21 protein-coding genes are annotated in these 22,949 nt (G+C 64.0%); 15 read left to right on the top strand and 6 right to left on the bottom strand.

Translation table 11 applies throughout. The features are described 5' to 3' along the window. Nucleotides 1-445 precede the first annotated feature (445 nt). Nucleotides 446-1,579, top strand: coding sequence for a CaiB/BaiF CoA transferase family protein (locus ACFO5X_RS20835; protein ID WP_380720795.1), 1,134 nt, complete (start codon nt 446-448; stop codon nt 1,577-1,579). Nucleotides 1,580-1,597: 18 nt separating this feature from the next. Here the strand turns inward: ACFO5X_RS20835 and ACFO5X_RS20830 are convergent, their stop codons facing one another. Then, a complete protein-coding gene (locus ACFO5X_RS20830) occupies nt 1,598-2,788 on the bottom strand; it encodes an acyl-CoA dehydrogenase family protein (protein WP_380720792.1) in 1,191 nt (396 codons plus the stop codon). A 128-nt stretch (nt 2,789-2,916) separates the two neighbouring features. Here ACFO5X_RS20830 and ACFO5X_RS20825 point away from each other — a divergent pair, with 128 nt between their 5' ends. The 6 genes from ACFO5X_RS20825 to ACFO5X_RS20800 all read left to right on the top strand — a co-directional run bounded on the left by ACFO5X_RS20825 (nt 2,917) and on the right by ACFO5X_RS20800 (nt 8,128). Continuing rightward, nucleotides 2,917-3,681, top strand: coding sequence for an enoyl-CoA hydratase/isomerase family protein (locus tag ACFO5X_RS20825; RefSeq protein WP_380720789.1), 765 nt, complete (start codon nt 2,917-2,919; stop codon nt 3,679-3,681). A gap of 126 nt (nt 3,682-3,807) precedes the next feature. Continuing rightward, nucleotides 3,808-5,064 (top strand): aromatic ring-hydroxylating oxygenase subunit alpha, encoded by a 1,257-nt coding sequence (locus tag ACFO5X_RS20820; RefSeq protein ID WP_380720786.1) that lies wholly within the window; start codon nt 3,808-3,810, stop codon nt 5,062-5,064. After that, the gene (locus tag ACFO5X_RS20815) at nt 5,061-5,618 is read left to right on the top strand and encodes an aromatic-ring-hydroxylating dioxygenase subunit beta (protein WP_380720783.1); all 558 of its coding nucleotides are present in this window, start codon (nt 5,061-5,063) and stop codon (nt 5,616-5,618) included. The genes ACFO5X_RS20820 and ACFO5X_RS20815 overlap by 4 nt, the downstream gene beginning before the upstream one ends. Before the next feature lie 22 nt (nt 5,619-5,640). Next, complete coding sequence (locus ACFO5X_RS20810; RefSeq protein ID WP_380720781.1) at nt 5,641-6,456, top strand: enoyl-CoA hydratase/isomerase family protein; 816 nt, start codon at nt 5,641-5,643, stop codon at nt 6,454-6,456. A 1-nt stretch (nt 6,457) separates the two neighbouring features. Next, complete coding sequence (locus tag ACFO5X_RS20805) at nt 6,458-7,210, top strand: SDR family NAD(P)-dependent oxidoreductase (RefSeq protein WP_380720778.1); 753 nt, start codon at nt 6,458-6,460, stop codon at nt 7,208-7,210. Between the two features lie 129 nt (nt 7,211-7,339). Further along, nucleotides 7,340-8,128: an SDR family NAD(P)-dependent oxidoreductase gene (locus ACFO5X_RS20800; protein WP_380720776.1), complete on the top strand. Its 789-nt coding sequence runs from the start codon at nt 7,340-7,342 to the stop codon at nt 8,126-8,128. Between the two features lie 4 nt (nt 8,129-8,132). On the opposite strand, the gene ACFO5X_RS20795 is transcribed toward ACFO5X_RS20800, so the two are convergent. Both ACFO5X_RS20795 and ACFO5X_RS20790 read right to left on the bottom strand, forming a co-directional pair. Beyond that, nucleotides 8,133-9,644, bottom strand: coding sequence for an AMP-binding protein (locus ACFO5X_RS20795; RefSeq protein ID WP_380720773.1), 1,512 nt, complete (start codon nt 9,642-9,644; stop codon nt 8,133-8,135). Further along, nucleotides 9,641-10,801 carry an acetyl-CoA acetyltransferase gene (locus tag ACFO5X_RS20790; RefSeq protein ID WP_380720770.1) on the bottom strand — a complete coding sequence of 387 codons (1,161 nt, stop codon included), beginning with the start codon at nt 10,799-10,801 and terminating at the stop codon, nt 9,641-9,643. Before ACFO5X_RS20790 ends, ACFO5X_RS20795 begins: the two co-directional genes overlap by 4 nt. A gap of 87 nt (nt 10,802-10,888) precedes the next feature. On the opposite strand from ACFO5X_RS20790, the gene ACFO5X_RS20785 reads away from it, so the two are divergent. Continuing rightward, complete coding sequence (locus tag ACFO5X_RS20785) at nt 10,889-11,440, top strand: helix-turn-helix transcriptional regulator (protein ID WP_380720767.1); 552 nt, start codon at nt 10,889-10,891, stop codon at nt 11,438-11,440. Nucleotides 11,441-11,457: 17 nt separating this feature from the next. Here the strand turns inward: ACFO5X_RS20785 and ACFO5X_RS20780 are convergent, their stop codons facing one another. Both ACFO5X_RS20780 and ACFO5X_RS20775 read right to left on the bottom strand, forming a co-directional pair. After that, entirely contained in the window at nt 11,458-12,450 is a 993-nt protein-coding gene (locus ACFO5X_RS20780; protein ID WP_380720764.1) for an NADP-dependent oxidoreductase, read from the bottom strand. An 18-nt stretch (nt 12,451-12,468) separates the two neighbouring features. Continuing rightward, the gene (locus tag ACFO5X_RS20775; RefSeq protein ID WP_380720761.1) at nt 12,469-13,131 is read right to left on the bottom strand and encodes a nitroreductase; all 663 of its coding nucleotides are present in this window, start codon (nt 13,129-13,131) and stop codon (nt 12,469-12,471) included. 535 nt (nt 13,132-13,666) lie between these two features. On the opposite strand from ACFO5X_RS20775, the gene ACFO5X_RS20770 reads away from it, so the two are divergent. The 7 genes from ACFO5X_RS20770 to ACFO5X_RS20740 are packed head-to-tail and all read left to right on the top strand — an operon-like array spanning nt 13,667 to nt 22,339. Then, nucleotides 13,667-14,974 carry an amino acid deaminase gene (locus ACFO5X_RS20770; protein WP_380720758.1) on the top strand — a complete coding sequence of 436 codons (1,308 nt, stop codon included), beginning with the start codon at nt 13,667-13,669 and terminating at the stop codon, nt 14,972-14,974. A gap of 16 nt (nt 14,975-14,990) precedes the next feature. Beyond that, nucleotides 14,991-15,755 carry a 2-amino-5-chloromuconate deaminase CnbZ gene (gene cnbZ / locus ACFO5X_RS20765; protein WP_380720755.1) on the top strand — a complete coding sequence of 255 codons (765 nt, stop codon included), beginning with the start codon at nt 14,991-14,993 and terminating at the stop codon, nt 15,753-15,755. 54 nt (nt 15,756-15,809) lie between these two features. Beyond that, entirely contained in the window at nt 15,810-17,321 is a 1,512-nt protein-coding gene (locus tag ACFO5X_RS20760; protein WP_380720752.1) for an ABC transporter substrate-binding protein, read from the top strand. Between the two features lie 52 nt (nt 17,322-17,373). Beyond that, on the top strand, nt 17,374-18,291 hold the full coding sequence (locus tag ACFO5X_RS20755; protein WP_380720749.1) for an ABC transporter permease: 918 nt from the start codon (nt 17,374-17,376) through the stop codon (nt 18,289-18,291). Nucleotide 18,292: 1 nt separating this feature from the next. Beyond that, complete coding sequence (locus ACFO5X_RS20750) at nt 18,293-19,183, top strand: ABC transporter permease (RefSeq protein WP_380720746.1); 891 nt, start codon at nt 18,293-18,295, stop codon at nt 19,181-19,183. Next, nucleotides 19,183-20,826 (top strand): ABC transporter ATP-binding protein, encoded by a 1,644-nt coding sequence (locus ACFO5X_RS20745; RefSeq protein WP_380720743.1) that lies wholly within the window; start codon nt 19,183-19,185, stop codon nt 20,824-20,826. The genes ACFO5X_RS20750 and ACFO5X_RS20745 overlap by 1 nt, the downstream gene beginning before the upstream one ends. Before the next feature lie 25 nt (nt 20,827-20,851). Continuing rightward, on the top strand, nt 20,852-22,339 hold the full coding sequence (locus ACFO5X_RS20740) for an amidase (protein WP_380720740.1): 1,488 nt from the start codon (nt 20,852-20,854) through the stop codon (nt 22,337-22,339). Here the strand turns inward: ACFO5X_RS20740 and ACFO5X_RS20735 are convergent. Then, complete coding sequence (locus tag ACFO5X_RS20735; RefSeq protein WP_380720738.1) at nt 22,336-22,929, bottom strand: TetR/AcrR family transcriptional regulator; 594 nt, start codon at nt 22,927-22,929, stop codon at nt 22,336-22,338. The two genes, ACFO5X_RS20740 and ACFO5X_RS20735, sit on opposite strands and share 4 nt — an antisense overlap. Between the last annotated feature and the right edge of the window lie 20 nt (nt 22,930-22,949).

Raw genomic sequence — 22,949 nt, 5'->3', positions numbered from 1 at the left:
CCGCGCGTCTCGCGCCGGAAAGGCATCGCTTCAATCACCGGTCGGTTGACCGGTTTTTTTAATGGGTATCATATTTTCATCTTCAATCAAGAGCCTTGGCATTAAAAAACCGGTGGTCCGGCCTACTAATTTTTCCCCGTCACGAGCACCCCTGGCTTCACCTTCCTGCGACCGCCCCCCACACGCGTTTCCTAGCGAACCTTATCCGCCTGAACTGCCATACAAATCTGAGGCATATCCCCTTCGGAACCGTTAAAAATCTGCCTTTCGGGCCGCTCAGCGCTACCGCACGCACCTGTTCTTACCGCGGCTATCATCCTCACTCCTCAGCCACGCGCGCCAGCAAAAGACGCCTGTTGTGCGGCCCGAATGCTGTCAATATAAACCGGATGAACGACAGGCTTATTGCCGCGAGCCAGATTTCAACCACACAGGGGAGACCGCCTTGAGCACTACCGGACCGCTTTCACACCTCAGAATTATCGAGATGGCCGGCCTCGGACCCGGTCCGCTGGCCGGGCAGCTGCTTGCCGACCTCGGCGCCGAAGTCATCGTGATAGACCGCGCCTCTGGGCCGGCCGAACCCACGGACATCAACCGCCGCAACAAACGGTCCGCCGCGCTGAACCTGAAGTCCGAATCGGGCCGCGAGGCCGCCCTACGCCTGATCGCGGAAGCTGACGCATTGATCGAAGGTTTCCGCCCCGGCGTGATGGAAAAGCTCGGCCTCGGCCCCGACATCTGCCTCGACCGCAACCCCCGGCTCGTCTTCGCCCGAATGACCGGCTGGGGCCAGTCCGGCCCGCTGGCCCACACGGCCGGGCACGACATCAATTACCTCTCGCTGTCCGGCGCGCTGGCCGCCATGGGCTCTGCCGACCGTCCGCCCATGCCGCCCCTGAACCTTGTCGCCGATTACGGCGGCGGCGCAATGTTCCTGATTTTCGGCATTCTGGCCGCGCTGCTGGAACGGCAGCAGTCGGGCAGGGGGCAGGTGGTCGACGCGGCCATGGTCGATGGCGTGCCCGCCATGATGGGCGTTTTCCACATGCTGCTGCAACAGGGCATCTGGGACCTGCAACGCGCCCACAATATGCTCGACGGCGGCGCCCCCTATTATCGCTGCTATGAAACGGCCGACGGCAAGGCCATCGCCGTGGGCCCCATCGAACCGCAATTCTTCGCCGAACTCTGCGAGAAGGCGGGCCTTGAACCCCTTTCCCCCCGCCAGCAGAACGACAAGGACGCCTGGCCGCGTCTCAACGCCGAATACGAGGCCGTCTTCCGCAGCAAGACACGCGACGAATGGGCGGCGATCTTCGACGGAAGCGACGCCTGCGTCTCGCCGGTTCTCACCCTCGACGAGGTCGAGCAATCGCCTCACAACAAGTCCCGCGGGATCTTCTTCCGGCAGAACGGCGTGCTTCAGGCCGCGCCCGCGCCCCGGTTCGACCGCACTCCGGCCGGCCCCGTGCGCGCCCCCGCGGCACCGGGCAGCGATACCGGCGACCTTTTGCGCGAGGCCGGCTTTTCCGCCGAAGACATCGCCGCGATGCGGGCCGACGGCGCACTTACATGAACCGCGGCGGCCAGGCGGTCACATCCGCTTGGCCACCTCTTCCAGCATGACCTCGGTGGCGCCACCACCAATCCGCAGGATGCGCGCATCGCGGGTCATGCGCTCGATCGGCGTGCCGCGCATGTAACCGGTGCCGCCGTGCAGTTGCAGACAGCCATGCACCACATCGTGCAGGATCTCCGGGCCAACCGACTTGATCATCGCCGTCTCGCGGCTGACCGGCTGGCCCGCGTCTTTCGCCGCGGCGGTCTGATAGGTCAGCGCGCGGATCATCGCGACCTTCGACGCGAGGTCGGCCAGGCGTTGGCGCGTCGCCTGCTGATCCCAGAGCGATTTGCCAAAGGCCCGGCGCGTCCGTACATAGTCCAGCGTCAGCTCGATCGCCTTCGCCCCTTCACCGGCGCAAAAGGCACCGATCATCAGCCGTTCGTGCTCGAACCCCTGCATGATGGCATGAAAACCCCGGTTCATCTCGCCCAGCAGGTTCTCGCCCGGCACCCGCATGTTCTCGAAGGACAGCTCCGCCGTGTCCGAACACAACCAGCCGTGCTTTTCCAGCTTTGTCGTCACGTTGAAACCGGGCGTATCGGTCGGGACGATGAACAGCGAAATCCCCCTGGCTCCCGCCTCGATCCCGTCGGTCCGTGCCCCCAGAACGACCACCTTTCCGTAGACGCCATTGGTGATGAACATCTTGGTGCCGTTGATGATCCAGTCATCCCCGTCGCGCACCGCGCGCGTCCGTATCCCCGCAACGTCCGATCCTGCGCCCGCCTCGGTCACACCAATGGCGCAGACCGTCTCGCCGCTAATGATGTCGGGCAGGAACCGCGCCTTCTGGTCGGGCGTGCCCACGCGGGTGATGTGGCTGGCCGACATGTCTGTGTGCACCGTCACGGCAGCGGTGAAACCGCCGAAGGTCGACCGCGACAGCTCCTCGCCAAAGACCACGCTGGCAAGCGACCCCATCTGCGTACCGCCATAGGCCTCTTCGTGCTGCATCCCCAGCAGCCCCATGTCACCCAGCTTGCGGAACATCTCGCGCGGGATCTTTCCCTCGCGCTCCCAGGCCTCGCCATTGGGCGTGACCTCCTTCTCCACGAAGCGGCGCACCTGATCGCGCAGCATGACAAGTTCCTCGCCCACGAAAACCGGATCGTTCAGGCGGAACCCCGCCTCCGGCATATCTGCATTCGCTCTGCTGGTCATGTTCATGCTTTTCCTCTGTGCCGCCTGTCTGGATGACGCCTGAAAATTGCACATCTCTCCGCGCGATGCTAGATAAGACATACGGTTGACCGGTTTATTAAATTTCCCACCGGACGGAGGCCAGCAAAATGACGGCAGTCGAACTTGTTTTCCACGACGACCTTGCGGAAATCACCCTCAACCGTCCAGAGCGCAAGAACGCCCTGCGCGGTCAGGACTGGTCCGCATTGACCGACGCCGCCCTGCAGGTGACGGCCAGCCCCGCGCGCGCCTTGCTGATTCGCGGTGCCGGAGACGCATTCTGCTCGGGCTTCGACATCGCCGAAATCGAACCGGACAAGACCGACGCCCTCGCCATCATCGACAGCCTCGTCAATCCCGCCCTGCGCGCGCTGCGCGACGTGCCCGTTCCGACACTCGCCGCAGTGACCGGCGCCTGCGTCGGTGGCGGTTTCGGCATCGCCGCGGCCTGCGACATCACCATTGCCGCCGAATCAGCCCGCTTTGGCGCGCCTTACAGCAACATCGGCATCATGTGCGACGCCGGCCTGCACAGCTTCCTGCGCGACACCATCGGCCACCAGCGCGCCGCCTTTATGATCTTCACCGGTATAACGATCCCGTCGCGCGCCGCATTGGACATGGGGCTGTGCAGCGACGTCCTGCCCGACTCCGACCTGCAGGAGGGCGCCCGGGCGCTTGCAAAGCGGCTCGCCACGGGACCGACGGCCGCGCTGCGCCGCTCCAAGCACATCCTGCGCCACGTCGCCGATCCGGATGCCGCACTCGACGCCGAGGCCCGGCTCCAGGCCGAGGTCTTCGCCACCGAAGACGCCCGCGAGGGCATCTCCGCATTCCTCTCCGGCCGCCGGCCCACATTCACGGGGCGCTGAGCACGCCATCACGTTGCGGGATTGACTTGCGCCACTTCACCAATTATCAGGATGGTCGTCCGGTTTTTGAATGAACGCCGAGACCCCGGAACTTCCCGCCAGCGAGATCAAGAAAAGGAGGGGACCATGGACGGAAACTTCAACCCGAAATGGGATGACCTGATCCAGCCCGGCAGGGTTCACGGATCGCTCTACTATGACGAGGCCATCTTCAAGGAAGAGGTCGAGAAGATCTGGTTCAAGACCTGGGTCTACATCGGCCACGAAAGCGAAGTGCCCGAGAAGAACGACTTCGTGACCAAGTCGCTCGGCCCGATGCCTGTCCTCATGGTGCGCGACTCGAATGGCGAGATTCAGCTTCTGCTGAACCGCTGCCCTCATCGCGGCAACGCAGTCTGCGTACAGGACAAGGGCAACCGGGCCCGCTTCACCTGTCCGTACCACTCCTGGACCTTCGCCAATACCGGCGAACTCATCAACTACGCCTTCCCCGAGGGCTACAAGGGCACCGACAAGTCCACTTTGGGCCTCTCCAAGGTCACGCGGGTTGCCAGCTATCGCGGCTTCGTCTTCGGCTCCATGGCCGCGGATGGCCCGACGCTGGAAGAGCATCTCGGCGGCGCGAAAAGCAGCATCGACCTGCTCTGCGATAACTCACCGACGGGCGAAATCCAGATTTCTGCCGGCTTCCTGAAACACCGCACCCGCGCCAACTGGAAATTCATCCTCGAGAACGAATGCGACGGCTACCACCCGGCCTTCGTGCATTCTTCGATCTTCTCCGTCTCGGACAGCGCCATCGGCGATCTCTATGGCGACGCCGCCGTGGCCGTGACGCGCAGCTTCGGCAACGGCCATACCGAGGTCGATCCCCGCCCCGAATTCCGCCGCCGCGACAAGCCGCTCAGCTGGTTCGGGACTACGCCCGATCGTCTGCCCGATTACGTGCGACAGATGAACGAGGCCTATGGCGAGGACCGCGCCCGCCAGATCATGATCGACGGCACGCCGCATACCATGATTTTCCCGAACCTTTTCATCGCCGAGATCCAGATCTTCGTGATCCAGCCGGTTTCGGCCACCGAGTCGGTGCAGCATTCCACCGCCATCCAGTTCAAGGGCGCGCCCGACATCAACCGCCGCCTGCGCCAGCAGACGATGGGCTCGGTCGGCCCGGCCGGCTTCCTGCTCGCCGACGATACCGAGATGTACGAGCGCAACCAGCGCGGCCTCGAAATCCGCCAGCCCGAGTACCTTTACCTCAAGCGGGGCGAGCACCGCGAACGGCGCGACGAAAACGGATACCTGATCGGCCATTCCACCGACGACCTGCCGTCTCGGGAAATCTGGAAACACTACCGCGAGATAATGGAAGACAAATGAGCACCGACGTCGCAGAAATCGAAGGGCCGGACATCCTCAAGGAATGGGTCGGCAAATCGCGGGTCTACGAAAAATCGTTCAACCCGCAACTCTACCATGAGGTGCAACATTTCATCTTCCGCGAGGCCCGGCTTCAGGACATTCACGACTATGACGCCTGGGAAGAGCTCTGGACCGATGACGCCCTCTATTGGGTGCCTGCGAACGGAACCGATACGGATCCGGAAAAGCAGATGTCACTGATCTACGACAACCGGTCCCGCATCGCGCTGCGGATCCGCCAGCTCAAGACCGGGCGTCGGCACTCGCAGACGCCGCCCTCGCAGCTGGCGCGCGTGATCTCAAATTTCGAATTCCTGGCGTCCGACACCGACGACATCAAGGTGATGTGCAACACCCAGATATTCGAGACCAACCTGCGCGGCGACACGATGTGGGCGTCTCGCAACGAATACTCGTTGCGCCGGGTCGATGGTGCGCTGAGGATGGCCTACAAAAAGGTGGTTCTCATCAACAACAACAAGGCGATCTACACGCTGTCCTTCCTCGTCTGAGGAAGCCAAGGGGAGGAATTCCGTGTTCCAAGGCGAAGAGACGCTGGTCGGCGAAGGGCCGGTCCTGCTGACATATGGCGAAGGGATCGCCCATATCCAGCTCAACCGCCCCGAGACGGGCAACGGGTTCGACGTCGATCTGATGCGGCAGTTTCAGGAGGTCGTCATGCAGGTGCATGGCGACTCGCGCGTTCGCGCCGTGATCCTCTCCGGCAACGGCAAGATCTTCACCGGCGGCGGCAACGTAAAGGATTTCGCCTCCAAGGGTGCCGAGCTTCCGCATTACCTGCGCATGGCCACCGCCTATCTGCAGATCTGCGTCTCGGGTCTCGTCAATCTGGAAGTCCCGGTGGTGACTCGCGTTCATGGCTTTGCGGCCGGCGGGGCAGGGCTGGGCCTTGTCTGTGCGTCCGACATCGTGATCTGCGGCGCCAGCGCCCGCTTCATGGCCGGCGCCACGAGGGTCGGCATGGCGCCGGACGGCGGCGCCACGGCCACCCTCTCCAAGATTGTCGGCTTCCGGCGCGCGATGGATCTGGTGCTGACCAACCGTTTCGTCGACGCGCAAGAGGCCGAACGCATCGGCCTCGTCACCCGCGCCGTGCCGGACGACCAGCTGGACGAGGCGGTCCTGACCGTCGCGCGCCAGCTCGCCGCCGGTGCGCCCCGCGCGCAGTCGGCTGCCAAGCGGATGATGTGGAACGGCCTCGCCCGAGGCTTCGAATCCGCCCTGCCGGACGAGGCCCGCGAAGTCGCCGCACTTTCGGGCACCGGCGACGCGATGGAGGGCCTCCAGGCCGTCATCGAAAAACGCCAGCCCGTCTTCAAAGGCCACTGACATGGACATGTCGAACCGTCTGCGCGGCCTCTCGGCCATGGTCACGGGCGGCGCCAAGGGCATCGGCGCGGCCATCGCCCGTCGCCTCGCCGCCGAAGGCGTGCGCGTCGCGATCTTCGACCGAAATCCCAATATCGCCGAACTTCTCGCCAGGGAATGCGGCAATGGCGCTTCGGTCGCTGCCGTCGATCTTACCGATTTCGCCCGGCTGCGCAGCCTGATCGCGGAACAGGGTCCGTTCGATATCGTGGTGAACAACGCCGGCGTCGACCAGCACGCCTTTTTCACCGAGACGACCGAGGACGACTGGCGGCGGCTTCTGTCGATCAACCTCGAAACCGTCTTCGCCGTCACCCACGCCACGCTTCCGCACATGCAGGCGTCGGGCTTCGGACGAATAGTCAACATCGGCTCCGAGGCCGGGCGGCTCGGCTCGCGCGGCGGGTCGGTCTATTCCGCCGCCAAGGGTGGCCTGATCGCCTTTACCAAATCCATCGCGATGGAAAACGCCCGCTACGGCATCACCGCCAACACCATCGTGCCCGGCCCGATCGACACGCCCTTGCTGCGCCGCGCGGTCGAAGAGGGTGGCGAAAAACTTCTCAAGGCGATGGAGAACGCAACCCTGGCCCGCCGCCTCGGTACGCCCGAAGAAGTTGCAGCCACCGTGGCCTTCATCGCCTCACGCGAAGCCGGCTACATCACGGGGGAAACCCTCGGCGTATCCGGCGGCATGGGCGTCGCCGCCGGATGACGGGCTGCTTTCACTGAAAAGTATGTTTGAACATACTACTTGGTTGCCGTAACCTCGCATTGATCGCTTTGGCCCTTCTTATGTCACGGAAGAGTCCTGCAGGCCGGCTAACATCTTGAAGGCACCGTCATGACCCCGAACCTCCGATCCACCGCGACCGCCGGGCTACTCGCGGGAAAGGTTGTCCTGGTGACCGGGGCCGCCTCGGGCATCGGGGCCGCCGCGGCCCGCGCGGCCGCGCACGAAGGGGCCAAAGTCGTCTTGGCCGACCGGAACGCCCCTGGCGTCGAAGAAATCGCAACCCATTTGGCCAAATCGGGCGCCGAGGTCCTAGCCGTCACCGTCGATGTATCGGACGCCCAGAGCGTCGCCGCCATGGTCGCCTCCGTCGCCAAAGCGTTCGGACGGCTCGATGCCGCCTTCAACAACGCCGGGATCGGCACGCTGGAAACCCGCGCCGTCGGCAACCGCGCCGGAGACCTCGAGGAAGACAGCTGGCGCCGGATGCTGGACGTCAACCTGACCGGTGTCTGGCTGTGCATGAAGCACGAGATCGCGGTCATGGCGCGCGGCGCCGCAATCGTGAACATGGCGTCCATCGCCGGCCTGATCGGCCTGCCGCGTGCCGCGCATTATACTGCCGCCAAACACGGCGTGGTCGGGCTGACCAAGGCCGCCGCCATCGACTACGCCGACCTCGGGATCCGGATCAACGCCATTTGCCCCGGCTTCGTCGAAACGCCGCTCACCGCGACCAGCAAAGCGGAAAAGCGCGCCGCGTCGGTCGCCAAAACGCCCATCGGGCGCTATGCCACCGCCGAGGAAATCGCCGCACAGGCCATCTGGCTGATGTCCGACCGCTCCGGCTATGTGACCGGGGCCGCCATCGCCGTCGACGGCGGCTATACGGCCGCTTGACGGATCAGACCGCCATCGCGGCCAGCCGTTCACGCAGCTCGGTCTTCAGCACCTTGCCGTAGTTGTTCTTTGGAAGGTCTTTCACAAAGACATAGCGTTTCGGCTTCTTGAACCGGGCGATCAACGCGGTGCAGGCGGCATCCAGCGCTGCCGTCTCCGGCGGCGTCGCCCCGCTCGCCACGACGAAGGCGACAACGATCTCGCCCCATTCCGGATCGGGCGCCCCGACAACCGAAACCTCGCTGACCTCCGGATGGGTCAACAGCGCCTCTTCCACCTCGCGCGGATAGATGTTCGACCCGCCCGAGATCACCAGATCCTTCGCCCGGTCGTGCAGGGTCAGATAACCATTCTCGTCCAGCTGTCCCAGATCGCCGGTCCACAGCCAACCGTCGCGCAGCGCCTTCGCATTGGCGTCGGGGTTGTCCAGATACCCCTGCATCACCTGCGGTCCGCGCACGGCAATCTCGCCGATCTGTCCCGGGGGCAGGGGCGTGCCGTCCTCGCCAAGAACGCGTACCTCGGCCACCGAATGCGCCTTGCCCACTGATGCCAGCCGACGAAGCCAGTCGGGATGGTCCGAATCCGCGATATCCTGCCGAGACAGCGCCGTGATCGTCATCGGCGCCTCGCCCTGGCCGTAAATCTGAACGAACTTCGGGCCGAATACCTTCAGCGCAGCCTGGATATCGGCCACATACATCGGCCCGCCGCCATAGACGATCGTCTTGATCCCGGCGCCATCCGCCCCCGACCGCTGCGCGAAATCAACCAGCCGCTTGACCATCGTGGGCGCGGCGAACATCGAGATATTCCCCAGCTCTGCCGCCAGTCCCATGATCTCGGCCGGATCGAATCCGCCGCTCTCGGGCACCACATGACGCGCGCCGCGTAGGACGTGGATAAAGTTGTACAGCCCCGCGCCATGCGACATCGGCGCGGCATAAAGCGCGGCATCCTCGCGCGCGACATCATCGACATCGGCCAGATAGGCCAGCGAGGCCGCCATCACATTGCCGCAGGTCAGAACCGCGCCCTTTGGCCGCCCGGTCGTGCCCGAGGTATAGAACAACCACGCCGCATCGCTTCCAGCCATGGGGCAGGGGGCCTCCAAACCAGGCGTCCCCTGCATCTCGGCAAAGGCTTCGGTCGCCGGATCAACACAGGGCAGGCCGCAGGCCTCGCTCAGCGCAGCATCGCCGGTAAAGACGAACTTGGTCGCCGAATGCTCCACGATCCAGCCGGCTTCCTTCGCGTGCAGCTTGCCATTGATCGGAACCGCCGTAGCACCAGCCCAGAGGATTCCGTAGAGGATGGGCAGGTAATCAACGGAATTCGGCAGGAAGATCGCGACCCGGTCGCCCGGGCCGATCCCCCGTGCGGCCAGCGCCGCGCCGATACCGGCAGCCCGTCGGGCGAAACCCGCGTAATCGGCGACCACACGCGCGCCACGAAACAGCGCCGGCGCCTCCGGAACCGATCGCGCGGTCCGGGCCAGCCACTCCGCCGGGTTCATCGCGCGCGTTCCAGGATCGAGCAGTAGTTCGCGACCCCCGATCCACCCATGTTGAAGACCAGACCCAGGTCCGTGTTCTCCGCCTGCATTTCGCCCGCTTCGCCGGTCAGCTGCCGCGCCGCCATGACATGCATCGACACGCCGGTTGCGCCCACCGGATGGCCCTTGGCCTTCAGCCCGCCCGACAGGTTCACCGGCAGCGCACCGCCCTTCAGCACCGTGCCCTCGGCCACCGCCTCGGCGCCCTTGCCCTTGGGTTTCAGCCCCATCGCCTCGTAGATCATCAGCTCGGCAATAGTGAAGCAGTCGTGCACCTCGGCAAAGCCGATATCGCCCGAGCCTGCGCCAGAGCCTTCAAAAGCCCGCTCGAAGGCCATGCGCGCGCCGGTCAGCTCGGTCATGTCCCGCCGCGACATCGGCATGAAATCGTTGACCTGCGCCGATGCGCGGAAAGTGACGGCACGCTTGAAATCCGCCGCCAGCTCAGGTGCAACGATCACCAGCGCGGCCGCGCCGTCCGAGATCAGAGAACAGTCGGTCATCCGCAGCGGCGCCGCGATCAGCGGGTTCTTGTCCGACACGGTATTGCAGAATTCGAACGACACCTGCTTCTGCATATGCGCCAGAGGGTTCGACAGGGCATTGGCATGGTTCTTCTCGGCGATCCGCGCCAGCGTCGCCGACTGGTCGCCGAACTGCTGGAAATACTGCCCGGCGATCCGCCCGAAGATCTGGGGAAAGCTGACCCCGGCCTCTTCCTTCTGATAGGACGCGCCCGACAGCGCCTTGGTCACGCCGGCGGTGTCCAGCTCGGTCATCTTCTCGACGCCGATCACCAGCGCGATCCGCGCCGATCCGCTGCGCACCGCCTCCAGCGCCGAATAGACCGCCGCCGATCCCGAGGCGCAGGCGTTCTCGCAGCGCGTGGCCGGCGTGAACCGCAGGTCGTCGTCCGCCCCCAACACCAGCGACGAGGCAAAACCGTCAGGCACCATGCCCGAGTTGAAATGACCCAGCCAGATGCCATCCACATCCGCCGCCGGCACCCCGGCGTCATCCAGCGCCGCGCGCGCCGCGGCGACGATCAGGTCCTCAAGGCTCTGGTCCCGAAGCGCACCGAATTTCGTGTGGCCCCATCCGACGATACATGGTTGCATGACATCCTCCTCGATGCAGACCGCCATCATAGGGATTCGCGGCCCAGCTGGACATTACGCAATGTTACCTAATCCCGGCGGCTGGATATGACCGCCATCGACCTAAACACCGAGATATTCGAGAATGCGCCCATCGGACTGCTCTATTCCGAAGACCGTGTCGTCCGCCGCGGCAACCGGCGCTTTGCGGCGATCTTCGGCTACGGCCCGGACGAGCTCGACGGCCAGTCGCTCGCCATGCTCTATCCCTCGCTGGACGATTTCGACCACACCGGCCAGCACTGGATCCGCGAACTCGGCGCGCATGGCATCTATTCCGACGAACGCATCATGCGCCGCAAGTCAGGAGAGCTGTTCTGGTGCCGCGTCCGGGGGCAGGCGCTCGATTCCGAACAACCGCTTGCCCGGGCCGTCTGGTCCTTCGCCGACCTGTCGTCCGAACGTCCGGTCCTCGCCCTCTCGCGACGCGAGCGGCAGGTCGGGATGCTTCTCGTCGAGGGTCTCACCGCAAAGGAAATCGCCCGCCGACTCGATATCTCGCCACGCACCGTCCACGTCCACAAGAACCGCCTGATGACGCGGTTCGGCGTGCGCAATTCGCTCGAACTGGTGCGCTGCCTGGCCTCGGTCCCGCATTAGGATCCGGGCGCAAAGGATCAGACGCGCACCAGCGCCTTCCCGAAATTGCGACCCTGCAGCATGTCGATGAAGGCGGAAGGCGCGTTTTCTATCCCATCGGTGATGGTTTCCCGCGTGCGGAAGGCGCCTTTGGCCAGCAGGGCCGACACCTCCGCGATGAACGACGGCCTCAGCTCCAGGTGATCGCGCAGCAGAAACCCCCTGACCGTCAGTCGCCGCGCCAAGGCCAATTGCCACGACGGGCCACCTATCGCGCCCTCGGCGTTATACTCGGAAATCAGCCCGCAGATTGCGATCCGGCCAAAGGGGTTCATCAGCCGCCAGATGGCATCCCGCACCGGGCCGCCGACGTTCTCGAAATCCAGGTCGATCCCATCGGGACAGGCCTCGGCCAACCGCTCGGCAAAGGACGGATCGCGATGATCGACGCAGATGTCGTATCCGAACTCCGACACCGCCGCCGCACATTTCTCGGCGCCCCCGGCAACCCCGATCACCCGGCACCCCATGGCCTTCGCGATTTGCCCCGCCACATGGCCGACCGCCCCCGTTGCGGCGGAAATCACGATTGTCTCGCCCGCCTGCGCCTTGAGGATCTCTTTGACGCCGACATAACCGGTCATGCCCGACACCCCGAGACAGCCCAGCCAATAGCTCTCCGGTGCGATCTGCGGGTCGAACACCCAGGCCTTTTCCCCGTTCGAAATCGTATGACTCTCCCACGCGCCCTCTAGCGCAACGTGATCGCCTTCGGCAAAACCCGGATGGCGCGACTGCACAACCCGACCCACCGTCTGCCCATACGGAGGGGTGCCCAGCGGGGTAGGGGCGGCATAGCTGTCTCCGGTCCCCATCCGGATCCGGGCCGCAGGCTGCAACCCGATGAAACTGTTGGCGACGAGGAACTCGCCTTCTTCCAACGCACGTATCGGAGAGGCCTCGAGCGCGAAGTCCGTCAGTCGGGGCAGCCCGTCGGGACGCTGCTTCAGGATGATATGGCGGTTCTGCATGGGCGCTCTTCCCTCAGGTCAGTCGTGAAAGGTCGTGAAACTGTCCACATCAGCGCGGTCGGTCTGTAGCTTCGCCAACGGATCGTCCTCGTCGGCAAACCCCACCGACATGCCCGCCACCAGGACATTGGCCTCCGGCTCGCCCAGAATTGGCCGCACAACATGGCTGACCGTCGACCAGACCGCTTGAGGACAGCTCGACAGCCCGCGATCCCGGCACAACAGCATCACGTTCTGCAGGAACAGACCCAGGTCCGTCCACTGCGACGGCTCCATCCGCGGTTCCAGGAAAAAGAACAGCCCGACCGGAGCGCCGAAGAATCCGTAGTTGAGCCGTGCCATGTGGTCGGTTCCCTCTGCGGTTCGCCCGGTCTCGCCCAGGGCCTGAAATCGCAGCGTGCCGGCATCGCGGCGCCGGGTGCGATAAGGCTCCCACAGGCCGGGTGGATAGACAGGGAAGGGGTTCCGCGTCTCTCCGGCTTCATGCGCCCTCAGCGCCGCGGCAACGATCCGGGCACGCGTCTCGCCGGTTACGACATGAACCCGCCAGGGTTGAAGGTTGCCACCGGAAGCGGACAGCCGGGCATGATCCAGGATGTCACGCACCCATTCGGCCGGCACCGTCCGATCCGTAAAGGCGCGCACCGAACGCCGGCTCTTGATTGCCTCTGTCAGTTCCATATGTCGCGGTTCAGCGTGATGCGCAGCACACCCCGGCTGTCCTGTGCGATGAGGACCTCTGGCATGATCGGTTCCTTCTACGCGTAATTAGGTCCAGGCGATCCGCGTCCCGCCCTTCACACCGGTTGGCCGCAGGTTAAGTAGTATGGTAGTCGTGTCAATAGGTCTATATTTCTTTGGATTGTCGGGTAGCCCAGCCGGGAAGGGGAGTTGTCGCAAGCCAGATTAGAATGTGCCCCGGCGGAAATAAAAAGGCGCATAATGAGAATTATGTTATTACACTTGCCGCCCTCTGCGCCTGAAGGTTGCCCAGTCTTTCCCCATGCGAACAAATGCCGTCGGGCTGTCACAGAATTTTTGTGGACAAAGCTTTTCAGCCAAATATAGTACCCGTACGTATGGTACACTAATTAGCGCAAGTTGGGACTGCATTGAGATCAAATCAACGACTTTGCCCATGCCGTCGTGGTCGGTTCCCGGTTCGGATCGGCGCCCTTGCGCCCATACGCCAAGAAAATACTCGGAAAGTTGGAATATGCCTCTGATGCCTGCCCGCCCAAGGGATGCCGCGCTGATCGATCTTCGCACCAAAGGAATACCTGGCGGAACGGTCCCCTTCGCGATCGAGGACATCGATTCCCAGAACTGGAATGTTCTGGACGAGGACATGCCGCTGCCGCTGGCCATCCTCAAGGACTCGAATCTGCGCCACAACAATCTCTGGATGCAGAAGTTCCTTCAGGCGAGCGGCGCAATGATCGCACCGCACGGCAAGACAACGATGAGCCCCGAGCTCTTCGACATGCAGCTGGATGCCGGCGCATGGGGCATCACACTGGCCACGCCGCACCAGGTTCAGGTTGCCCGCAGTTTCGGCCACAAGCGCATTCTTCTTGCCAATCAGCTGGTTGGCAAGGCGGCGATCCGCTACGTGGTGAACGAACTCAACGCAGACCCGGACTTTGAATTCTACTGCCTCGTCGATTCCAGCGCCAACGTCGACAAGCTGGCCGCCGCCGTGCGTGACGCCGGATCGCAGCGCCCGATGACCGTCATGGTCGAACGCGGCTATCTCGGCGGACGCACCGGGTGCCGCACGCACGAACAGGCGATGGAAGTCGCGCGCGCCGTCAAGGCAACGCAGGGTGCGCTGGTTCTGGCGGGAATCGAGTGTTTCGAAGGTCTCATCCATTCCTTCGATCCCAAGGAATACCGCCGCAAGGTCAGCGCCATCCTGGACGATACGGTCGCCCTTGCCCGTCAGTGCGAGGCCGAGGGACTGTTCGGAACCGACAGGATCATCCTCAGCGCCGGCGGCTCGCAATATTACGACATCGTCGCCGATGCCTTCGCCAACGCTGGCCTGGCAACCCCGACACAGGTCATTCTGCGCAGCGGCTGCTACCTGACCCATGACTCGGTCCTCTATACCTTCGCCTTCGAGCAGCTCCGCGACCGCAACCCCGAGCTCGCGGCCATGGATGGCGGCCTGAGGAATGCGATCGAAGTCTGGGCCTACGTGCAATCCCGGCCCGAGCCCGGGAAGGCCATCGTTGCCTTCGGCAAGCGTGACGCCTCCCACGATCAACTGCCGGTGCTGCTGTCCTGGTATCGCCCCGAGTCCGACATGACTGGCCCCGAACCTCTGCGCGAGGGCCACAAGGTTACCGGCATGAACGACCAGCATTGCCACATGGAGATACCCGAATCCTCGCCTCTGGCGGTGGGCGACATGGTCGCCTTTGGCATCAGCCATCCCTGCCTGACCTTCGACAAGTGGCGCACTTTGTTCGTCGTCGATGAAGCGTACAGGGTCACTTCGGCTGTACGAACTTATTTCTGAACGATTGGAGAGCTTTATGTCACGAGGCACGGCACAGATATCCGACCGCGGCTTTGAATACATACCCTACGAATTCCAGTATTCCCTCGGCATTGCCGCCCTGCCCGGCCATGCGGTGCACCGTGTCTGGTTTCCCGCTGAAATGCCTCTAGAAAAAGGCTTCGCCTGGATCGAGGCCCACCTCAAGCGACTGGGCCTGCCGACAACCGCATTCGCCGCCTGCGAGCTGCGGTCCAAAGCCCCCTATACGCCCGAAGAGTTTCGCGCCTTCAACGAGGCCTACGCGGCCACGCTGCGGCGTTGGGGCTGTTTCGACGGTGACAGCAACCCGGTCGCCCGCAGCAACGTCTGCCCCGAACTCAACGGGCCGGAAGACACCTGCCTGCATGCCTTCTGCTACGTCGCCCCGACCCAATGCCAGGGACCGCGGACCTTCGTCATCGCAGGCGGCGCCGAAACGCTCGACTCCGGTACAACCCCTCAGGAACGCATCGTCGCCTTCAATGACGTATCGCCCGCCGGTCTGGCGCTGAAGACTGCCCAGACGATCAGCGCCATCTCGGACCGCCTTGACGCCTTCAAACTGGGCTGGGCCGATTGCGGCACGGTCCAGACCTATACGGTGCACGAAACACCCGTCGCCACACTCTCCAGGCTTGCCGCGATGGGCGGAGGACGTGCGGGCTTCTCATGGCAATACTGCCGGCCCCCGGTCCGCTACGTCGAATACGAAATGGACTGCCGCCGCGTGGCCACCGACACGATGGCTCAAAACTTCTGAACAGACGTGACCAACCGTCGATTTATCAACTGGTTCGACAAGGGAGACCAAGAAATGAAAACTATGACGAAACTGATGCTGGCAACGGCGCTGTCCCTGGCACCGGCCCTTGCCCTCGCCGACAAGGCGAATGACACCGCCACCTTGCTCTTCACCAAAGAGCTCGACAATGCCAACCTCTATTACACCACCGCGCGCGAAGGCACGGTTGTGGGCTACTCTGCCTTCGACACGCTGATGTACCGCGACCCGGCAACGGGCGACTACCTGCCCTGCCTGGCCACCGAATGGGAATGGGTGGACGACAAGACGCTCAAGCTCAAGCTGCGCGAAGGCGTGACCTTCCACAACGGCGAGGCATTCAATGCCGATGACGTCGTCTATACCATCAACACGATGCTCGACCCGGCCCAGGGCATCAAGAACAAGGGGCTGGTCTCCTTCATCGACCACGCCGAAAAGATCGACGACTTCACGGTCGTCCTGCATCTGCCGGCCCCCTACCCCGCAGCCTTCGAATACCTCGCCGGCAATACGGTGATCTATCCCAACGAATATTACGCCGAGGTCGGGGCACAGGGCTTCTCCATGAAACCGGTCGGCACCGGTCCCTACATGTTCACCGAAATCGTCCCCGGACAGAGCTTCACGCTGGAACGCTTTGACGGCTATTTCAAGGACAGCCCCAAATCGGCCGCGAAGATCAAAACGATCCACGTCCGAACGATCCCCGACGTGAATACCCAGATCGCCGAGCTGATGAGCGGCGGCGCGGATTTCATCTGGCAGGTTCCGACCGATCAGGCGGAAAAGCTCGCCTCGCGCAGCGGTCTGAACGTTATTTCCGAAACCACGATGCGGATCGGCTACATCACGATGGACGCGGCCAACCGGACGGGCAACAGCCCCTTCACCGATCCGCTGGTCCGCAAGGCGGTGAACCACGCGATCAACCGCGACGCCATCGCCAAGGCGCTGCTGGGCGAGAAAGCACAGGTGATCAACAGCGCCTGCTTCCCGACCCAGCTCGGATGCGAACAGGACGTGACGACCTACGACTATGATCCGGCCAAGGCGAAAGAGCTGCTCGCCGAAGCGGGACATGCCGACGGCCTCACCGTCGAGTTCTACGCCTATCGCGATCGCCAGCTGGCCGAGGCGATGGCCGGAATGCTGGCCGAGGTCGGGATCACCGCCAACATCAACATGATGCAATACTCGGCGCTCAGCGACAAAATCTCCTCCGGCGAAGTCGGCATGGCCTTCATGACCTGGGGGTCGGGTTCGATCAACGACGTGGCCGCAAGCACCGCACGCTTCTTCACCAACAGTGCCTGGGATCAGTCTCATGACCAGGAGGTTGCAGACTGGGTGAACACGGGCAGCACCGTGGTCGACGTGGCCGAGCGCAAGGAGAACTACTCCAAGGCCCTCAAGAAGATCGCCGACGAGGCCTATTGGGTTCCGCTGTGGACCTATCCCACCAACTATGTCATCAGCGCGGATCTCGACTTCGTTCCGACAGCCGATGAAGTCGTCCGCTTCTTCGACATGAGCTGGAAATAAGGATCGTGCACCGGGGCTTGTCCCCGGTGCCCCCAACCGGGGGTCAGTCATCGTGCTGAGATATTTCGTTTCGAAACTGGGCCTGGCGCTGCTCGTCGCGCTCACCGTGTCATCGATCAGCTTCCTGCTGGTCTTCGCCGCGGGCGACCCCGCGATTGCCATTGCGGGTGAAAACGCGACAGCGGAAGACGTTCAGGCCGTCCGCGAATTCTATGGCTACGACCGGCCGCTTGTCGTGCAATACGGCAGCTGGCTGTGGGGGGTCCTGCACGGTGACTTCGGTGTCAGCACCTACTTCAACCAACCCGTCTCCAGCCTGATCGGACCACGGCTGGCCGTGACAATGACCCTCGGCTTCCTGTCCATCGCACTGGCGCTGGCGATCTCCATCCCGCTGGGCGTGCTGGCCGCGATGCGGCCGAACTCGGCCCTAGACCGGATCGCCCTGTCAATCGCCGTTTTCGGGCAGGCCATCCCCAACTTCTGGATGGGCCTGCTGCTCATCATGTTCTTCTCGATCCATCTAGGCATCCTCCCCGCCTCCGGCACCGACAGCTGGAAAAGCTTCGTGATGCCGATGATCGTGCTCGGCACCTCTGCGACCCCCGCAATCATGCGCCTGACCCGCACCGGCATGATCGAGGTTCTGGGCTCCGACTATGTGCGCACCGCGCGGGCCAAAGGCCTGCCTCAGCGCAAGATCCTGTTCAAGCACGCGCTGCGCAACGCGGTGATTCCGGTTGTCAGCCTCGCTGCGGTCCAGCTCGGCTTTCTGCTCGGCGGATCGGTCGTCGTCGAATCCGTCTTTGCGCTCAACGGCGCCGGCTATGCGGCATGGCAATCCATCTCGCGCAACGACCTGCCGACCATGCAGGCGCTGATCCTGATTTTCTCGATGTTCTACATCTTCTTCAATCTGCTGGCAGACGTTCTGAACGCCTGGCTCGATCCGCGCCTCAGGGGGAACTGAAGTGGCCGAAAACACAGCCTCCCCCGCCAAGCCCCGCGATCAGTCGCCACGCGCGCGGATGCTGCGCCGCGCCCGCAGCCATACAGGCTTCCTGATCTCCTCGGCCATTCTTATCCTCGTGGTCCTGATCGCGATCCTCGCGCCGCTCGCCCCGCACGATCCCTACAAGCAGGACCTGCTGGCCCGCACCGTGCCCCCCGTCTTCCTCGGCGGCTCGTGGGAGCACATACTCGGAACCGACGCCCTGGGCCGGGATTTCCTCAGCCGCCTGATGTACGGCGCGCGCATCTCGCTCTCGATCGGGCTGGTCGCCGTGGCGATCTCCGCGGTGATCGGCACGACGCTCGGCATCCTCGCCGGTTTCTTTGGCGGGCGCGTCGACAGGGTCGTCCTGTTCATCATCAACGTCCGGCTCGCCCTGCCCGGCATCCTGATCATGCTGGCCGTCGTCTCCTTGTTCGGCGGCTCGCTCATGACCGTCATGATCGTCATGGGCCTTCTGCTCTGGGATCGGTTCGCTGTCGTGCTGCGCAGCGCCACCCGCCAGGTGCGGAGCATGGAATATATCGCCGCCGCCGAGGTCCAGGGCGCCAGCACCCTGCAACTTCTGGTCAAGGACATCCTGCCCAATATCGCCAACCATCTGATTGTCATCGCAACCGTCGAACTGGCCCATGCCATCATCCTCGAAGCCGCGCTGTCCTTCCTCGGGCTGGGCGTTCAGCCTCCGACCCCGTCCTGGGGCCTGATGATTTCCGAGGGAAAGGAAATGCTGCTCTTCGACAGCTGGCTGATCACCATCCCAGGCATCGCGCTGATGATCCTCGTTCTGGCAATCAACATGTTCGGCGACGGCCTGCGCGACATCACCGAGCCGGAGGGAAGAAACTGATGACCGCTCCCGTTCTGTCGATCCGCAACCTGACCGTCGACCTCCCCGAAGGCGGCGACCGGCCCCATGCCGTTCAGGGGCTCACCTTCGATATCCTGCCCAACGAGACCGTCTGCGTCGTCGGCGAAAGCGGCTCGGGCAAGTCGATCACCTCCTTCACCGCGATGGGGCTTTTGCCCCGCGCGCTGAAGGTGTCCTCGGGCGAGGTGATCTTCGAAGGCCGCGACCTCCTGACCCTGAAGGAAGAAGAACACATGCGCCTGCGCGGCAAGCGGATGGCGATGATCTTCCAGGAACCGATGACGGCACTGAACCCCTGCTACACCGTCGGCAACCAGATCGAAGAGGTCTTCCAGGCCCACAGCCGCCTGACGCGCGCCGAAATGGGCGAACGCACGCTCGACCTGTTGAACGAGGTCAAGCTGCCCTCGCCAAAACGCATCTATCACAGCTTCCCGCATCAGCTTTCAGGCGGCCAGCGCCAAAGGATCGTCATCGCCATCGCGCTCGCCATGGACCCTGCGCTTCTGATCGCGGACGAGCCCACAACCGCGCTCGACGTGACCACCCAGGCGCAGATCCTCGACCTGATGAACGAGCTGAAACAGCGTCACAAGGCGGGCATCATGTTCGTGACCCACGACTTCGACGTGGTGGCCGAGGTGGCCGACCGGGTCATCGTCATGCGCCGCGGCGAAATCGTGGAACAAGGCACCGCAAGCGAGGTGCTGAACGCCCCCCGCCACAGCTACACCCGGCAGCTGATCGACGCCGTGCCCCGCCGCACCCGCACCGCCCCGACACATGAGGCGGGCCGCGAGGTCGCGCTGGACGTGCGCGGCCTGTCAAAAACCTATCACATCGGCGCCACCATGCTGGGCGAGGCGCAGACCATCCACGCCGTCAAGCCGCTCGACCTGACCGTCTACCGGGGCGAGACGCTGGGCATCGTCGGCGAAAGCGGCTCGGGCAAATCGACGCTGGTCAAATGCCTCATGCGCCTGACCGACCCGACGACCGGCCAGATCCTGATCGACGGCACCGATGTCGCCGCCAGCAGCCGGGGCGCGCTGCGGGCCTCGCGCAAGGACATGCAGATCGTCTTCCAGGATCCCTACGGCTCCCTCAACCCGCGCCGCACGGTGGGCGACCAGATGGTCCAGGGCCCGCTCAACTTCGGCGCCCGCCGCGCCGATGCCACCAAACGCGCGATGGAACTGCTCCAGATCGTCCGCCTCGGCGAAGAGGCCTTCTGGCGCTATCCCTCGCAGTTCTCTGGCGGCCAGCGCCAACGCATCTGCATCGCCCGGGCATTGATGCTCGACCCGAAGATCCTGATCGCCGACGAAGCCGTATCGGCGCTCGATGTGTCCGTGCAGAAGGAAGTGCTGGACCTGCTGCGCGACATCCGCCGGCGCATGAACCTGACGATGCTCTTCATCACCCACGATCTGCGCGTCGCCGCACAAGTCAGCGACAAGCTGATCGTGATGAGCGAGGGCGAAGTCGTGGAACGCGGCAGCGTCGCCGAGGTCTTCGGCAACCCCACCCACCCCTACACCCGCAAACTGATCGACGCGATGCCGGGCCAGACATGGGAAGTGCCTGACATGGCCACCCTCGGCCCTGCCTCGGATCTCTGAACGAACCCAAAGGGAAACCGCCCATATGACAAGCCAGAGCCACGAACCCGCCGACCTTTCCGCCGTCGAGGCACGCCGCCTGATCGGGCTGAAACAGCTGTCGCCGGTGGAACTGGCCGAAAGCTGCATCCGCCGCGTCGAACGCGTGAACCCGGCCGTCAACGCCCTCGTCGCCCACGATTTCGACCGCACGATGGACGCGGCCCGCCAGGCCGAGGCACAGGTGACCTCGGGCGGCCCGCTCGGCGCGCTCCACGGCCTGCCGTTCGGCGTCAAGGATCAGGCCGATGCCGCCGGCCTTCCCACCACCTTCGGCTCGCGCCTGATGGCCGACAACATCGCCACCACCGACAGCCTGATCGTCGCCAACATGCGCAGCGCCGGAGCGGTCCTGCTGGGCAAGACCAACATGCCGGAATTCGGACTGGGCGGGAACACCCGGAACGAGGTCTACGGCGTCACCGCCAACCCCTACGATCTCACCAAGACCTGCGCGGGCTCGTCCGGCGGATCCGGCGTCGCGCTGGCCACCGGCATGGCGCCGCTCTGCACCGGCACCGACACCGGCGGCAGCCTGCGCAATCCGGCGGCCTATAACGGTGTCGTCGGGTTCAGAACCACGCCCGGCGTGGTGCCCGATCCCAAACGCGTGCTCGGTCTGATCCCGATGAGTCTGGCCGGCCCGATGGCCCGCGACGTGGCGGATGCCGCGCTCATGCTCTCGGTGATCTCTCGCCCTGATCTCGGCGATCCCTTCTCGACCCTGCAAAGCGGCGACCGCTTCGCCGCGCCACAACCGGCCGATCTGTCGTCGCTGCGCATCGCCGTGACCGAGGACTTCGGCTTTGCCATCACCGAAGGCATCGTGCGCCGCGCCTTCCAGAAACGCGCCAGCGCGATTGCCCCCCTCTGCGGCACCGCCGAAACCGCCAGCCCCGATTGCACCGGCGCCGACAGACTCTTCGCCCTCCTGCGCTCGATGGTGATGATGAACGCCGGCTTCCGGCGCTTCGCGAATACACCCGGCGCCCTTGGGCCCAATACACTCGCCAATATCGCCGAGGCGCGCAGCTATTCTGCGGCCGACTACACCGGCGCCCTGGCCAGCCAGACCGCCTACATGGCGCAATGGAAAACCTTCTTCGACAGCTGGGACTACCTGATTTCGCCCGCTGTCTCCGTCTCCCCCCGCCCCTGGCGCGAACTCTATCCTGCCGTGGTCGATGGCCAGACGCTCGACAGCTACTATCAATGGCTCTCGCTCGCCTATGCCTCGACCATCGCGGGGCATCCGTCGATCACGATCCCCATGGGCCTTGACGAAACCGGGATGCCCTTCGGCCTCCAGATCATCGGGCGGCGCCATGACGATCTGGGAGTCCTGCGCGTTGCCGCCGCGCTGGAAACACAGTTCGCCGGCAATCCCGACCTCTCGCGGCCCGGCGTGGACCTCGAAGCGCTGGCCGCAGCCAGACCCCTGTCCGAGGACGAAAACTTTTACGGCTTCGGCTAGGTCTTTCCCGCCGGCTCGTCCGGGGGCCACTCCAGGTCGCCCCCGTCGATGATCCGTTTGATCATCCCGACAATGCGCGCGCGTTCCTCAGGGCTGAACGGCGAAAACCCGATCAGTTCCATGAACCACAGGCCTTCGGTGGCAAGGTGCACCAGCGCCGCCCGCTCGAACCCGACGCCCTGCTCGATGCTGTCAAAGCGCTCGCGGTAATACTGCCGGCCCGAGGTCACATCCCAAAGCCCCGACACCATCATCCGCGCACTGATATGATCCGAGTTCGACCGGTTCTCGAGCGACGCCAGCGCATAGCTCTTCAAGGCGCGATTGCTGCTTTCCGGCAATTGGTCATAGACCTCCTGCCAGGCCTCCCGATAGCGGGCGCTCAACTGACGGCGCACGTCGTCGATCAGCCGCTCCTTGCTCGGAAAGTGGTAGATCAGCCCACCTTTGGACAGACCGGTGGCCTTCGACAGCTCGTCATAAGTCAGGCCCGAGGCGCCCTTTTCGGCAAACAGCTCCAGCGCTATATCCAGCACGCGCTGCTTGGCCGAAGGACGTCCTCGTTTGGCTGTTGTCTTCTCCAGGGTCATCGGCCAGCTGTTTCCAGTCA

Source organism: Seohaeicola nanhaiensis, from assembly GCF_042654245.1.
GTDB lineage: Bacteria > Pseudomonadota > Alphaproteobacteria > Rhodobacterales > Rhodobacteraceae > Seohaeicola_A > Seohaeicola_A nanhaiensis.
This window is presented reverse-complemented; position numbering and strand designations above follow the sequence as displayed.

What these genes read in the sequence shown, in the direction of transcription:
- ACFO5X_RS20830 (WP_380720792.1), bottom strand. Translation starts at nt 2,788, where the DNA reads ATGACCAGCAGAGCGAATGCAGATATGCCGGAGGCGGGGTTCCGCCTG.
- ACFO5X_RS20825 (WP_380720789.1), top strand. Translation starts at nt 2,917, where the DNA reads ATGACGGCAGTCGAACTTGTTTTCCACGACGACCTTGCGGAAATCACC.
- ACFO5X_RS20820 (WP_380720786.1), top strand. Translation starts at nt 3,808, where the DNA reads ATGGACGGAAACTTCAACCCGAAATGGGATGACCTGATCCAGCCCGGC.
- ACFO5X_RS20815 (WP_380720783.1), top strand. Translation starts at nt 5,061, where the DNA reads ATGAGCACCGACGTCGCAGAAATCGAAGGGCCGGACATCCTCAAGGAA.
- ACFO5X_RS20805 (WP_380720778.1), top strand. Translation starts at nt 6,458, where the DNA reads ATGGACATGTCGAACCGTCTGCGCGGCCTCTCGGCCATGGTCACGGGC.
- ACFO5X_RS20800 (WP_380720776.1), top strand. Translation starts at nt 7,340, where the DNA reads ATGACCCCGAACCTCCGATCCACCGCGACCGCCGGGCTACTCGCGGGA.
- ACFO5X_RS20795 (WP_380720773.1), bottom strand. Translation starts at nt 9,644, where the DNA reads ATGAACCCGGCGGAGTGGCTGGCCCGGACCGCGCGATCGGTTCCGGAG.
- ACFO5X_RS20790 (WP_380720770.1), bottom strand. Translation starts at nt 10,801, where the DNA reads ATGCAACCATGTATCGTCGGATGGGGCCACACGAAATTCGGTGCGCTT.
- ACFO5X_RS20785 (WP_380720767.1), top strand. Translation starts at nt 10,889, where the DNA reads ATGACCGCCATCGACCTAAACACCGAGATATTCGAGAATGCGCCCATC.
- ACFO5X_RS20780 (WP_380720764.1), bottom strand. Translation starts at nt 12,450, where the DNA reads ATGCAGAACCGCCATATCATCCTGAAGCAGCGTCCCGACGGGCTGCCC.
- ACFO5X_RS20775 (WP_380720761.1), bottom strand. Translation starts at nt 13,131, where the DNA reads ATGGAACTGACAGAGGCAATCAAGAGCCGGCGTTCGGTGCGCGCCTTT.
- ACFO5X_RS20770 (WP_380720758.1), top strand. Translation starts at nt 13,667, where the DNA reads ATGCCTCTGATGCCTGCCCGCCCAAGGGATGCCGCGCTGATCGATCTT.
- cnbZ (WP_380720755.1), top strand. Translation starts at nt 14,991, where the DNA reads ATGTCACGAGGCACGGCACAGATATCCGACCGCGGCTTTGAATACATA.
- ACFO5X_RS20760 (WP_380720752.1), top strand. Translation starts at nt 15,810, where the DNA reads ATGAAAACTATGACGAAACTGATGCTGGCAACGGCGCTGTCCCTGGCA.
- ACFO5X_RS20745 (WP_380720743.1), top strand. Translation starts at nt 19,183, where the DNA reads ATGACCGCTCCCGTTCTGTCGATCCGCAACCTGACCGTCGACCTCCCC.
- ACFO5X_RS20740 (WP_380720740.1), top strand. Translation starts at nt 20,852, where the DNA reads ATGACAAGCCAGAGCCACGAACCCGCCGACCTTTCCGCCGTCGAGGCA.
- ACFO5X_RS20735 (WP_380720738.1), bottom strand. Translation starts at nt 22,929, where the DNA reads ATGACCCTGGAGAAGACAACAGCCAAACGAGGACGTCCTTCGGCCAAG.